Below are 13,283 nucleotides of genomic sequence, written 5' to 3'. Positions count from 1 at the left end.
GGGCGGCGGCGGTGGAGGTGCCGGCGGCGGCGGCGGCGGCGGCCGGCGGCGCGGCGGCGGCGCGGGCACCCGCTCCGCCTTCAGGAACAGGCGGGCGCCGACGGCGCACTGGCCGGTCAGCACCAGCATGGTATCGGCGGTGGCGTAGAGGCGCAGCGGCGGCGTGCGGTGGAGCATGCCTTCACCGGCACTGCGCCGCACTTCCTGCAGCCACAGCCCGGCCTCGATGGCGTCGGGGCGGGCCAGCACATCGGCCAGCAGCCGCTCGATGGAGCGGCCGACCAGGGCGGCGGGCGCCAGCGCATGGCCGAGACAGCCGGAGAACCCCTCGCTCGCCCCCACCACCCGGCCGCGCCCGTCGATCAGGGCGAAGGCTTCCGCCGTCGCGGGCGGCGCATCGGCCGGTCGCGGCGTCGGGGCGGTCGGGGCAGGGAAGCTGAGGCTGTCCATCGTCTCCTGCCGGTGGGCGGCTGCGGGCGGCGTCGTGCCGGATCGGCGGACGACGACAGAAGTATGGAAGCCCGCGTGAACGATTTCAAAGGCTCAAGCGTCTTCCTCATACGGGTTTTTTCGAACGGATTAATACCCGAGTAGATAGCCGGGATGCGTGCGACACCCTTGGCTATCCGCGCGTTCGGTTGTCGTGGTTTCAGGCCGAGGTGATAGTCGATCATGACGTGGAGGACGATGCGAGGAACCGCCGAAAGGGTCCATCGTCAGCCGGCTGCCGCCGCTGATGAGAAGGGAGTGAGCGCCATGACTCGTCGTACCGACGCCGCCGGCCCCGCCGAGGGGGTTCCGGATGCCGGCAGCACGGCCGACCAGCTTCTCGGCACCACCCGGCGCACCACGGCGCTGACCCTGGAAGCGGCCTTGAGCCGCGTGAGGCCGCTGCGGCGGGACATGCGGGACCGCTTCGACTGGCGGGATGACGACATGGTGGACGACGAGGTGATCTCGGCGGCCTTCGACATGATGGCGCTGTCGCGTCTGTCGCTGCGCTCCGCCGAACGCCTCAACGGTGTGGTGGCCGCCCTGGTCAGCGGCGGCGCGGCGTCGACGGATGCCGACGGCGGCGGTCACGCCGGCCACTGAGACGATACCGGCCTGCCGCTTTCACGACCGCTGCCGGCCGCCGACTGCCGTCCGCCGGCCCGGCCCCTGGACTTTACTGATCTCTCTGAGTGCGTTTGCGTGCGCCGGCTTGTCCGGCCCCGGGCTTGCGCGCGGTCCCTGGCCGCTGCGCCCCTCCGCCGCCGCATCCGCGTTCCCCGTCGTTCGACGCGCGGCGGGGTCTCGGTGACGCGGCCGTTCGCCTCCTGACGGCGCGGCGGCGGAGGGCTTGTATGTGTGCTCCGGCGACACCATAGGATACTCAGCGGTACACGTTTGCCTGCCCGAGGTTTCGGTGGTTGTGGGTGCTTTTCCGGGCGGCATGCTGGTATAGTCGCGGTCACGCTAGCTTATGCGGATGGTGGCGCAGGGCGCGGGTCGCCGCCGCCATTCGGACAGGGGGGAGAATGCCATGCGGATAGTTCTGGCGGACGATCATCGACTTGTGCGCGAGGCGCTGGTGCCGTTCGTGCAGCGGGTGCGCCCGGAGGTGGAGGTCGACGAGGCCGACACCCTTCAGGAAGCCCTGGAAAAGGCCGGCCGCGACCCGGTGCCGGCGCTGATCATCCTGGATTTCCGCATGCCCGGCATGAACGGCGTCACCGGCGTGCGCGCCGCCCGCCGCCAGTTCCCCGGCGTGCCGCTGGTGGTGCTGTCCGGCACCGCCAACCGGCACGAGGCGCTGTCCACCATGCGCGCCGGCGTCGAAGGCTTCGTCCCCAAGAGCCTGAACGGGGAGTCCATGGTCAACGCCCTGCGGCTGGTGCTGTCGGGCGAACGCTACTTCCCCTCCTTCCTGTTCTCGGAAGCCGGCGAGGAAGAGGCCACCCGGCCGAGCCTGTCCGGCGTCGGCGGCTCGCTGTCGCCGCTGGAACAGGACGCCCTCAACCTGCTGGTGGAGGGGCTCTCCAACAAGGAGATCGCCCAGCGCCTGTCGGTGCAGGAAGTGACGGTGAAGAAGCGCCTGTCCAGCGCCTACCGCAAGCTCGGCGTTTCCAACCGGGTGCAGGCGGTGCAGGTGGTCAGCATGGCCGCCCAGGCGGTGTGACGGCCGTCACAGGGCGTTGCATCCACGCCGAAGATGTAATACGATGGTTCAGTAAGTCGCCGGAGAAAACTATCTGAAAAGATAGTCCGGCAGCCGCCGAGGACGTTCTGACGCGGGTCGAGGGATACCGAACAAAAGAAAAAGAGCGGCACCGTCACGGGCCGCTCTTTTCATGTCCGGAGATCGCCATTGGCCGGTCAGGGTGACAGGCCGTCGGCGCTGCGCCAGGCGGCGACCCAGTCGGGAGCCTCCGGCGAGGGGGTGGTGATGCCGGCGCTTGCCACGGTTTCTGCCGGCGACACGCGGGAGCCCTGGCGGATGAACACCGCCTTCACCAGCGCCGCGCAGGCCAGCTGCCCGTCAGCGGTCAGGATCTGCTGCTCCAGGTAGATCCAGCGGTCGTCCCAGCACAGCAGGCGGGTGGTCAGCCGGCAGCGCTGGAAGGGGCCGAGGGGCCGGCGGAACCGCACCGTGGTGCCGCCGATCACCGCCTGCCACTTCTCCCGCAGCATGACCTTGTGCAGGCCGGTGCGGATGATGAGGTCCGTCCGCCCGAGGTCCATGAGCGACAGGTAGCGGGCATTGTTCATGTGGACGTTGAGGTCGAGATCGTGCGGCCACACCCGGAACGCCAGGTCCGAGGTGTCGAACATCCCGAGCCGCCGTCCGGTCAGGGCGCCGATGATGATCCTGAGCAGGCGAAGCCACAGGTTCATGGGATTACGGGAGCCTCTTCATCGGTGAATCCTTTCCCGGACGGCGGTGGATGTGCGACCCGGCCTGTAAAGCCGGGCCGCAAGTCCTGCCGATCCGTGATGAGCACGCCTCATCATGGATCGGACGGCGCGACCGCGCCGCGCGGCCATTGCCGCGGAAGCCAAGCGCGCACGGCGCGCCCGGCGCCTGAGGGCGCTGCATCGTTCGATGCAGCTAACCGTCAGAACGCCGCGTCCTCGAACTCCATGGTGCTCTGGGCGCCGGACATCAGGGCGGCGAACAGGGCGCCGGTCTGCGGCAGCAGGCGCTGGAAGTAGAACCGGGCGGTGGCGATCTTGGCGCGGTGGAAGGCGCCGTCGTCGCCGTCGGTCTTGTCCTTGGCGGTCTCCACCGCCCGCACCCACAGGTAGGCCATGGCGACCAGACCGAACAGGCGCAGGTAGTCGGTGGCGGCGGCGCCGGCTTCGTTGGGGTTGCTCAGGCCCTTCTGGGCGATGAAGCCGGTGGCCTGCTGCAGGCGGACGAAGGCCTTGGCCAGCGGCAGGGCGAATTCCGCCAGGTCGTCGTCGTCCATGGCCTGGTCGATGTAGGCGCTGACCGGGTGGAAGAAGCGGCGCAGCTGACGGCCCATGCCGGTCGGCAGCTTGCGGCCGACCAGATCCAGCGCCTGGATGCCGTTGGTGCCCTCATAGATCTGGGCGATGCGGGCGTCGCGGACGTACTGCTCCATGCCCCATTCGCGGATGTAGCCGTGGCCGCCGTAGACCTGCACGCCCAGGTTCGCCACCTCGCTGCCGAGGTCGGTGAGCAGCGCCTTGACGATGGGGGTCATGAGGGCGACGAAGTCGTCGGCCTCCTGCCGGCGGGCGGGGTCTTCCGCCTTCTCGGCGTAGTCCAGTTCCTGGCTGATCCAGGCCGCCAGCATGCGGCCGCCCTCGGTGTAGGCGCGCATGGTCAGCAGCATGCGGCGGACGTCGGGGTGGACCAGGATGGGGTCGGCCTTGGCGTCCGGGTTGGCGGCGCCGGTCAGGGCGCGGCCCTGCAGGCGGTCGCGGGCATAGGCGACGGCGCCCTGGTAGGACGCTTCCATGATGCCCAGGCCCTGCACGCCGACGCCCAGGCGGGCGGCGTTCATCATGGTGAACATGGCGCGCATGCCCTTGTGCGGCTCGCCCACCAGCCAGCCCTGGGCCTCGTCGAAGTTCATGACGCAGGTGGCCGAGGCCTTGATGCCCATCTTGTGCTCGATGGAGCCGCAGGCGACGCCGTTGCGCGGCCCGACCGTTCCGTCTTCCTTGGGCAGGAACTTGGGCACCACGAACAGCGAGATGCCCTTGATGCCGGCTGGCGCGTCCGGCAGGCGGGCCAGCACCAGGTGGACGATGTTGTCGGTCAGGTCGTGCTCGCCGGCGGAGATGAAGATCTTGGTGCCGGAGATGCGGTAGGAGCCGTCGTCGTTGGGCTCCGCCTTGGTGCGCACCAGGCCGAGGTCGGTGCCGCAGTGCGGCTCGGTCAGGCACATGGTGCCGGCCCATTCGCCGGAGGTGATCTTCGGCAGGTAGAGCGCCTTCTGTTCGTCGGTGCCGAAGGCCTTGATGGCCTTGTAGGCGCCGTGCGACAGGCCGGGGTACATGCCGAAGCTCATGTTGGCGGAGCAGATCATCTCCTCCACCAGCATGTTCACCACGTTGGGCAGGCCCTGGCCGCCGTAGGCGGGGTCGCAGGCCATGCCGGTCCAGCCGCCGTCGCGGAAGGTGTCGTAGGCTTCCTTGAAGCCCGCCGGCGTGCGCACCACGCCGTTGTCGAAGTGGCAGCCTTCCTCGTCGCCGGAGCGGTTGAGCGGGAACAGCACGTTCTCGCACACCTTGCCGGCCTCTTCGAGCACGGCATCGACCAGATCGGGGGTGGCTTCCTGGTAGCCGGGCAGTTCGGCGACCTTCTGCGATCCCAGCAGGTCGTAGAACACGAAGCGCATGTCGCGCAGGGGAGCCTTGTAAACGGCCATTGGTCTTCGTCCTTTTCCTTGGGCTGCCCGAGCCTAGTTCCGCAGCGGCCTGCCGGTTTCGAGCATGTGCTCGACGCGGGCCAGCGTGGCGGGGTGACGCACCAGGGTGTTGAAGGCGTCACGCTCCAGGGACAGCACCTCGTCCTCGCTCATCTCGACGGTGACGTCGGCATCGGGGCCGCCGGTGAGCACCCAGGCGAGCTTGCCGGCCACCACCTCGTCGTGGGGCGTCGCGCGGCCGAGCTTGCGGAAGCCCTGCACCGCCATTTCCAGCGCCACCAGGCCGGTTTCGCCGGGCAGGCGGAAGGTCGGCTTCTCGGGCGGCTGGTAGCCTTCGGCCAGCGCCAGGGCGCGGGCCTTGGCATCGGCCAGCAGGCGGTAGCGGTTCATGGTGATGCCGTCGGTGGGGCGCAGGAACAGGTGATCCTGGGCCTCCGCCGCCGACTTGGCGACGGTGGCGACGGAGATGATCTCGAACGCCTTGCCGACCGCCGGCATGGGGCCCTTGGGCGCCTTCGGGTTGGCCTGCCAGCGGGCGAGCATCTCCTTGCAGCCGCCCCAGCCGGGGATCAGGCCGACACCGGGCTCGACGAGGCCGATGTAGGTCTCGGCATGGGCCTGGACGGCATCGGCGTGCAGCACGATCTCGCAGCCGCCGCCGAGCGCCATGCCCGAGGGCGCGGCGACGACGGGGAAGGGGGCGTACTTCAGCGCCTGATAGGCCTGCTGGCCCTTTTCCACCAGCTCCTCGATCTGGCTCCACGCCGCGATGTTGGCGGCGAACAGGGCGAGGCCGAGGTTGGCGCCGACCGAGAAGTTGCTGCCTTCGTTGTAGATCACCAGCGCCTTGAAGCCGCGCTGCACCACCGGGATGGACTTCTCGATCCCCTTCAGCAGTTCGGGGTCGAGGGAGTTCATCTTGCTGGTGAACTCCAGGCAGGCCACGCCGTCGCCGATGTCCCACAGGGAGGCGGAGGCGGTCTTCACCAGCGGCTTGGCGGTGCGCTTGATGTCTTCCAGCATCACCACGCCCTCGGCCCGGCGCACCGGGTGATAGGCGCCGTCGGAGCCCAGCTGTTCGCGGACAGCCCCTTCGATGCGGTAGAACGGCCGGCCGGCGGCGGTCTCCAGCAGGGCGGGGACGGCAATGCCCTCGGCCTTCAGCACCTGCACGAAGCGGTCGGTGCCGATCTTGTCGATCAGCTCGAACGGGCCCTGCTTCCAGTTGTAGCCAAGGCGCATGGCTTCATCGACGGCGGCCACCTCGTCGGCGGCTTCCGGCACCAGCGCGGCGGCATAGGCGAGCGTGCGGGCCATGACGGCGCGGGCATACTGGCCGCCCTTGTCGGCGTGGCCGAGCAGCCCGGCGGCGCCACCGGCCTTGGCGGCCTCCAGGCTCTCCAGCTGCGGCTTCTGCGTCGGGCGGTAGGCACCGGTCTGCAGGTCGATGGCTTCCTTGACCTTGCCGCCGCCCGCCTTGTTGACGCGGTAGAAGCCGCCCTTGCCCTTGCGGCCGGTGTAGCCCTCGGCAATCATCTTTTCCACCAGCGACAGGTCGCGGTCGATCTGATGGAAGGCGTCGGTTTCCGGCAGCGCCTTGACCATGGAGCCGAGCACGTGCGGCATGAGGTCGAGGCCGACCAGGTCGATGAGGGCGAACACGCCGGTCTTCGGGATGCCGAACGGGCGGCCGATGATGGCGTCCGCTTCTTCCACGGTCAGGCCGAGGCGGCGGGCTTCGGTCACGCCGGCCAGCAGCCACAGGATGCCGAGACGGTTGGCGATGAAGCCCGGCCGGTCCTTGCACACCACCACCGACTTGCCGAGCTTGTGGTCGCAGAACTCGGTGATCGCCTGGGCGGCGTCGGGGCGGGTCTGCGGGCTGGTCACCAGCTCCAGCAGGCGCATGTAGCGCGGCGGGTTGAAGAAGTGGGTGATGAGGAAGTCGCGCCTGAAGCTGTCCGGCAGGCCGCCGGTCAGCATCTCCAGCGGGATGGTGGAGGTGTTGGACGACACCACGCTGCCGGGCTTGCGCACCTCTTCAAGCTTGCGGTAGAGCGCCTGCTTGATGTCCAGGCGCTCGATCACCGCCTCGACGATCCAGTCGCAGTCGGCCAGCAGGTCGAGGTTGTCCTCGATGTTGCCGGTCTGGATCAGCCTGGCGTTGCGCTTGTGCATGAAGGGCGCGGGATCGGCCTTCAGCATCTTCTGCACCGCCGTTTCGGCGATGACGTTGCGGTTGCGGCTGCCCTCGGGGACGATGTCGAGCAGGACGACGGGGATGCCGGCGTTGGCGACATGGGCGGCGATGCCGGCACCCATGACGCCGGCGCCGATCACCGCGACCTTCTGGATGGGGGTCTCGGTCTTCGACGTCATGTCACACGGCCTCCAGGATGGTGGCGATGCCCTGGCCGCCGCCAATGCACTGGGTGGCGAGGGCGAACTGCTTGCCCTCGCGCTTCAGCAGCGCCGCGGCCTTGCCGGTGATGCGGGCACCGGTGGCGCCGAGCGGGTGGCCGAGCGCGATGGCGCCGCCGTCCAGGTTGATCTTGTCCTGGTCGAGGCCGAGGTCGCGGATGCACGCCAGCGCCTGGGCGGCGAAGGCCTCGTTCAGCTCGATCACGTCCAGGTCGCCGGCGGTCAGGCCGGCCCGCTTCAGGGCCTTCTGGGTGGCCTGGATGGGGCCGAGACCCATGACGTCCGGCGAGCAGCCGGAGACGGCGATGGAGCGCAAGCGGGCCAGGATCGGCAGGCCGTGGGCCTTGGCGTAGTCCTCGCTGCACACCAGCACGGCGGCGGCGCCGTCGGTGAGCGGGCTGGAGGTGCCGGCGGTGACGGTGCCCTTCTCGTCGAAGGCGGGCTTCAGGCCGGCGAGGCTGTCGGCGGTGGTGTCGGCACGGATGCAGCCGTCATCCTTGACGCCCGCCACCGGCACGATCTCTTCGGCGAAGCGGCCCTCGCCCTGGGCGGCGGCGGCCTTGCGGTGGCTTTCGACGGCGAAGGCTTCCTGGTCGGCGCGGCTGATCTGGTACTTCAGGGCCACGTTCTCGGCCGTTTCGCCCATGCTGATGTAGGCCTGCGGCATGGCGCGGTAGAGGCCGGGGTTGGGCAGCGGGTTGAAGCCCATGATCGGCACCCGCGTCATGCTTTCCACGCCGGCGCACAGGAAGGCCTCGCCGGCATTCATCTGGATGGCGCCGGCGGCCTGGTGGACGGCCTGCATGGAGGAGCCGCAGAAGCGGTTGACGGTGACGCCGCCGACGTTGAGGCCGAGGTCGGCCAGGAAGCCGATCAGGCGGGCGACGTTCAGGCCCTGCTCCCCTTCCGGGAAGGCGCAGCCGACGATCAGGTCTTCCACGTCGGCGGTGTCGATGCCCGTGCGCTCCACCACGGCGCGCACCACCTGGGCGGCCATGTCGTCGGGGCGGACCTTGGTCAGGTCGCCCTTCCTGGCGGGATGGAAGGCCGATCGCGCGTAGCCGGCAATCACCACGTTCTTCATGTGCGTCACTCCGTCTTCGTCCGATGCCGTCGCCGCCGGCCGGTCAGGGGCGGGCGGCGGACGGGGTCATTCGTCCAGGTGTTCGTCGAGGTCGTCGTCCGCCGTCGCGGTCTGGCGGCGGCGCTTGGCCTTGGGGGCCGGTTCGGCGAGGATGGCGTCGGGGTCGAGGCCCTTGTTGCGCAGGCCGTCGACCACGAGCTTCTCGATATCCTTCAGTTCCGACACCGTGGTCTCGATGTCGCGGCGCTGGATCTCCAGTGCCTCCAGCCGCTGCCACACCTTGCGGCGCAGAAGCCGCATCTGCTCGGTCTGGCTGGTGTCGACCACGTAGAGGTCAAGGTATTCCTTGATCTCCGACAGGCTGAAGCCCAGCCGCTTGCCGCGCAGGATGAGCAGCAGGCGGGCGCGGTCGCGGTGGGTGTAGACCCGCGTGGCGCCGGCCCGCTTGGGGTTGAGCAGGCCCTTCGCTTCATAGAAACGAATGGCCCGCGGCGTCACGTTCAGGTCTTCGGCCAGTTCGGTCACGGTATAGAACTGCTGGTCGGTCATGCGTCGGTCTCCCCCAGGCACCACGCCCGCTGTCGTAGGGGCGGTGGTGTGACTGCTACGTCCTGAAGGTGACGTATACGTCATCGTGTGGGCCATGGGGAGTCCTCGGTTACCTAACGTCAGTCAAAAAAAAGAGGCAGTGGGCGGTTCGGTCAGCCCTGGCCGCCGTTCTCGGCGGCCATGCGGGCGCGTTCCTCTTCCACCAGTTCCTTGCGCGACAGCTTGCCGACCATGGTCTTGGGCAGGGAGTCGCGGATCTCGATGGCCTTGGGCAGTTCGATGCGCGAGATCTTGTCGGTCAGGAAGCTGCGCAGTTCCTCCGGCGTGGCGTCGGTGTCGTCGCGCAGGGTGACGAAGCACTTGGGCGCCTGGCCGCGGTATTCGTCGGGGATGCCGATGCAGATGCATTCGGCGACGGCCGGATGCAGGTACAGCGCTTCCTCGATCATGCGCGGGTAGACGTTGTAGCCGCCAGCGATGATCACGTCCTTGATGCGGTCGACGAGGAAGATGTAGCCGTCCTCGTCCATGTAACCGACATCGCCGGTGCGCAGGAAACCGCCGCTCAGGGTCTTGGCGCTTTCCTCCGGCCGCTTCCAGTAGCCGGTCATCACCTGCGGGCCGGCGACGGTGAGTTCGCCGCGCTCGCCCTGGGCGACCGGATCGTGCGGTTCCTCCAGGCTGCGGATGACCACCTCGGTGCCTTCCAGCGGCACGCCGATGGAGCCCGCCTTGACCACCCCGCCGATGGGGTTGCAGCTGACCACCGGCGAGGACTCGGTCAGGCCGTAGCCTTCGACCAGGGCGCAGCCGGACAGTTCCTCGAACCGCTTCTTCACTTCCACCGGCAGCGGCGCGCCGCCGGAGATGCAGACCTGCAGGCTGGAGAGGTCGTATTTGCGCAGGTCGGGCGCGTTGTTGATGGCGGTGTAGATGGTCGGCACGCCGGGGAACAGGGTCGGCCGCTTGCGGTGGATCGTCTTCAGCACCTGCTTCATTTCGAAGCGCGGCAGCAGGATGATCTCCGCCCCCAGCTGGGTGGCCAGGTTCTGCGCCACGGTCATGGCGAAGACGTGGAAGAACGGCAGCACCGCCAGCATCTTGCCGCCGCCGTCCTCCAGCATCGGCACCACCCGGCGCAGCTGCTCGCAGTTGGCGGTGATGTTGGCGTGGGTGAGCATGGCGCCCTTGGGCACGCCGGTGGTGCCGCCGGTGTACTGCAGCACCGCCACGTCGGACTTGGGCGAGATCGGCGCCCGCGTCGGCGTGCCGGCATTGGCGATCAGCTTGTCGAAGCCGATGTGCTGCAGGTCGTCGGGCACCGGCGCCAGTTCGCTGCGCTTCAGCACGCTGAACAGCAGGCTCTTCACCGGCGGCAGGATGCCGGCCATGGTGCAGACGATGATGCGCTCAAGGCAGGTGCTTTCAAGGCACGCCGCGACCTTGGGATAGATCTGCTTGAGGTCCAGCGTCACCATGATGCGGGTGCCGCTGTCGTTGATCTGGTAGGCCAGCTCGCGCTCGACATAGAGCGGGTTGTAGTTCACCACCGTGCCGCCGATCTTCAGGATGGCGAAGTAGCAGATGGTGAAATAGGGCGAGTTGGGCAGGCACAGGCCGACCCGCGTGCCGGGGCCGACGCCCATCTGCTGGAAGCCGTGGGCGGCGCGGTTCACCAGCGCCAGGGTTTCGGCGTAGGTGTACTTCTTGCCGAGGAAGTCGAGGTAGGGCCGGTCCGGGAAGCGCTCGGCGCTGTCTTCCAGAAGGCTCGCTACGGCGCGGCCGACGATGGGGGCGCCGCGGGCGTGTTCGGGGCCGAGGCCGCCGCTGGCCGCCGCCGGTGCGGTGCCGGCGGACTGAGCGTGTCGCGTCATGGTCTCGCTCATCGTGTCACCTGTGGGGCTGGGCGATGGTTCCAGGGCCCCCGGAGGCTCCACCCGTGTCCGGGGGGAGAGGGAGAGACCGGATGGTTTGCATCCGGGGGCCTGGACTCGCGGTCCTAAGGACGACGTAATGTCGCCGCCTTAGAACGTCACCTTCACCTGGGCAGCGATGATGTCGATGCTGCTCTCGTAACTGCCGCGCAGACGGTGCTCCGGCAGGCCGCCGCCCTCGTTGCCGAGGTCGACGTTGACCTTGTCCACCCAAATGTGCGTGTAGGCCAGGTTGCCAACCACGCCGGGCATGAATTCATAGCCGATGCCGGCCGACAGCCAGGTGCGGTCGCCGTCGGGCACGCGCGGGGTGCGGGTGGCGTCGGGCACCGGGCTCTGGTCGTAGGCCACACCCAGCTGCAGCTTCAGCTTGTCGTTGGGCTTCCAGGTGGCGCCGAGGGAGTAGAACCAGGTGTCGTCCCAGTGTTCCGGGGTGGAGCTGAGCAGGGTGCCGTCCTCGCGGAACACCGACAGTTCACGGAACACCGACCAGTTGGTCCAGGCGACATCGGCCATCATGGCGAACTGCGGCGTGAACTCGTGATAGACGCCGATGGAGGCGGTGTCCGGCAGGTTCAGCTTGGCCCGCCCGCCGCTGTTGGCGAAGCTGGCGGCCAGCAGCGGGTTGGCCGCCACGGCGCCCGGCACGTTGCTGAATTCCACGTCGCCGTCGAGCTTGTGGGTGATGCGCGAGCGGTAGGACAGGCCGATGCGGGTGGTGTCCAGCGGCTGCAGCATGACGCCGAGGGTGTAGCCGAAGGCCAGATCGTCGCCGGTCACCTTCGACTTGGTGTCGAAGTTGGGGTTGCCGGCCAGCGCCGGGTTGCCGGTGACGCCGGCCAGCACCGAGCCGGTGTCGATGGCCTTGGTCAGCTCCGCCTCGGCGTACTGGATCACCGGGCCGCCGCCGACGGACAGCCAGTCGTTGGCCTTCCAGGCGATGGAGGGCTGCACGGCGATGGTCCGCAGGTCCGACTTCAGCGCGTGATAGCGGCCGACCCAGCGGTCGTCGTAGTTGGTGACGAGGCCGAAGGGCGTGTTGACCGACAGGCCGAGCTTCAGGTTCTCGTTGAGGTCGTACATGCCGTAAAGCGCCGGCACCAGCGCGTTGTCGACGGCGTCACCCTGGTTCGGGTTGCCCTGGATGGGGGCGCCGTTGAGCGCGTTCAGCGGCGCCAGCAGCGGCGTGCTGTCCAGGTAGTTGAGGCCCGAGCCCTCGTCCTTGAACTCGGCACGCGGCGCGATGTAGCTCATCGTCGCGTCGGTCTGGTGGCCCGACAGGTTGGTCATGCCGGCCGGATTGAAGAAGATGGTCGACAGGTCCTGCGCCTTGGCCGTCGAGCCGGCGAAGGCATTGCCGAGGCCCTCGGCGCTCTGCTCCTTGAGCTGGAAGCCGGACGCCTGCGCGTCGGCGGCCACGCCAACAGCCGCCATGAGCCCGACCACCGGCGCCAGACGGGCTCCTCCCGCGAATTTCCGCATCAGATGTCCTCCCTACGGGTCTTTTTTGGTCACCGCTCTGCGGCGGTGTCCCGGATCGCTGTCTACAGTAAACGGGACGGCCGTGACGTCAAGAGTTTTTGGGTGACGTATACGTCATGCGTGGATCCCGGATTGATCCGAACATGCTCGGGAAGGCGCAGGAATGTGCCACGCGCCGCTTTTGCGCCGCAGCATGACGTATAGGTCAGGTGAGAGACGGAGCGTCATCCTTTGATTGCGGCCGGACTGCGGTTTGCTCGTTCCGAAGGTGGTAATCCGGTTGCGACCATCCTTTCGTCCCGAGCAATTGGGGGCGGAGGGCGGCCGGTGCGGTGCAGCAGGGCTGGCGGAGCGCCCGGGCGCGGCCCCTTCCTGCGACTCGGGGGCTGTGGCACCCTGTCGGGCCACCCCAGCGGAGAGCCCGATGACTGCCGCCGCCACCGCCGATCCCGACCGCCATCCGTTCTGGCAGTTCTCGCTGCGGGTCTATGCCCGGCCGGAGGTCGCCGCCGCCTGCCTCGACCTGCAGGAGAGGCGCGGGGCGGACGTCAACGTCCTGCTGCTGACCGTATGGCTGGCGAGCGAGGGGCGGGCGCTGGAGGCGGCGACGCTGGACAGGGTGCTGGCCCTGTCGCGGCAGTGGCAGGCGGAGGTGGTGGGGCCGGTGCGGGCGGCTCGGCGGGCGGCCAAGGCCCTGGCGCCCGGGCTCTACCTGCAGCTCAAGGCGGCGGAACTGGCGTGCGAACAGGCGGAGCAGATGGCCCTGGCGGCGCTGCTGGCGGATTTGCCGGCAGCCTCGGCACCGCCGACCGCCGCCGACCGCGAGCACCTGGCGGCGGCCGGGTTGCGCGCCTGCCTTCCGGCGCCCGTCACCGCCGACGACACCGCGCCGCTGGCCGTGCTGGCGGCGGCGGCGGCCGGATAGCCCGC

At 68.9% G+C, this 13,283-nt stretch carries 11 protein-coding genes; 3 read left to right on the top strand and 8 right to left on the bottom strand.

Going from position 1 to position 13,283, the window contains the following annotated elements:
* Nucleotides 1-450: hypothetical protein (locus tag ABD056_RS17805; protein WP_343868848.1), on the bottom strand; the 450-nt coding region annotated here is incomplete at its 3' end.
* Between the two features lie 306 nt (nucleotides 451-756).
* Between ABD056_RS17805 and ABD056_RS17800 the strand changes: the two genes are divergently transcribed.
* Together ABD056_RS17800 and ABD056_RS17795 are read left to right on the top strand one after the other, a co-directional pair.
* On the top strand, nucleotides 757-1,095 hold the full coding sequence (locus ABD056_RS17800) for a hypothetical protein (protein ID WP_343868846.1): 339 nt from the start codon (nucleotides 757-759) through the stop codon (nucleotides 1,093-1,095).
* A gap of 430 nt (nucleotides 1,096-1,525) precedes the next feature.
* Nucleotides 1,526-2,161 carry a response regulator gene (locus ABD056_RS17795; RefSeq protein ID WP_343868844.1) on the top strand — a complete coding sequence of 212 codons (636 nt, stop codon included), beginning with the start codon at nucleotides 1,526-1,528 and terminating at the stop codon, nucleotides 2,159-2,161.
* A 197-nt stretch (nucleotides 2,162-2,358) separates the two neighbouring features.
* On the opposite strand, the gene ABD056_RS17790 is transcribed toward ABD056_RS17795, so the two are convergent.
* From ABD056_RS17790 to ABD056_RS17760, 7 genes are all read right to left on the bottom strand, one after another.
* Complete coding sequence (locus tag ABD056_RS17790; RefSeq protein WP_343868842.1) at nucleotides 2,359-2,877, bottom strand: thioesterase family protein; 519 nt, start codon at nucleotides 2,875-2,877, stop codon at nucleotides 2,359-2,361.
* Between the two features lie 221 nt (nucleotides 2,878-3,098).
* The gene (locus ABD056_RS17785; RefSeq protein ID WP_343868840.1) at nucleotides 3,099-4,883 is read right to left on the bottom strand and encodes an acyl-CoA dehydrogenase C-terminal domain-containing protein; all 1,785 of its coding nucleotides are present in this window, start codon (nucleotides 4,881-4,883) and stop codon (nucleotides 3,099-3,101) included.
* Nucleotides 4,884-4,916: 33 nt separating this feature from the next.
* On the bottom strand, nucleotides 4,917-7,262 hold the full coding sequence (locus tag ABD056_RS17780; RefSeq protein WP_343868838.1) for a 3-hydroxyacyl-CoA dehydrogenase/enoyl-CoA hydratase family protein: 2,346 nt from the start codon (nucleotides 7,260-7,262) through the stop codon (nucleotides 4,917-4,919).
* A gap of 1 nt (nucleotide 7,263) precedes the next feature.
* Nucleotides 7,264-8,388: a thiolase family protein gene (locus tag ABD056_RS17775; RefSeq protein WP_343868836.1), complete on the bottom strand. Its 1,125-nt coding sequence runs from the start codon at nucleotides 8,386-8,388 to the stop codon at nucleotides 7,264-7,266.
* A 66-nt stretch (nucleotides 8,389-8,454) separates the two neighbouring features.
* Nucleotides 8,455-8,937, bottom strand: coding sequence for a MerR family transcriptional regulator (locus tag ABD056_RS17770; RefSeq protein WP_343868834.1), 483 nt, complete (start codon nucleotides 8,935-8,937; stop codon nucleotides 8,455-8,457).
* A 152-nt stretch (nucleotides 8,938-9,089) separates the two neighbouring features.
* Nucleotides 9,090-10,811 carry a long-chain-fatty-acid--CoA ligase gene (locus ABD056_RS17765; RefSeq protein WP_343868832.1) on the bottom strand — a complete coding sequence of 574 codons (1,722 nt, stop codon included), beginning with the start codon at nucleotides 10,809-10,811 and terminating at the stop codon, nucleotides 9,090-9,092.
* 150 nt (nucleotides 10,812-10,961) lie between these two features.
* Nucleotides 10,962-12,353 (bottom strand): OmpP1/FadL family transporter, encoded by a 1,392-nt coding sequence (locus ABD056_RS17760; protein ID WP_343868831.1) that lies wholly within the window; start codon nucleotides 12,351-12,353, stop codon nucleotides 10,962-10,964.
* A gap of 424 nt (nucleotides 12,354-12,777) precedes the next feature.
* On the opposite strand from ABD056_RS17760, the gene ABD056_RS17755 reads away from it, so the two are divergent.
* Nucleotides 12,778-13,278 (top strand): TIGR02444 family protein, encoded by a 501-nt coding sequence (locus ABD056_RS17755; protein WP_343868829.1) that lies wholly within the window; start codon nucleotides 12,778-12,780, stop codon nucleotides 13,276-13,278.
* Nucleotides 13,279-13,283: the final 5 nt, after the last annotated feature.

Source organism: Caenispirillum bisanense, assembly GCF_039523075.1.
Classification (GTDB): Bacteria; Pseudomonadota; Alphaproteobacteria; order Rhodospirillales; family Rhodospirillaceae; genus Caenispirillum; species Caenispirillum bisanense.
Note: the sequence above shows the minus strand (reverse complement) of the source record. Positions and strands in the feature narration are given on the sequence as shown.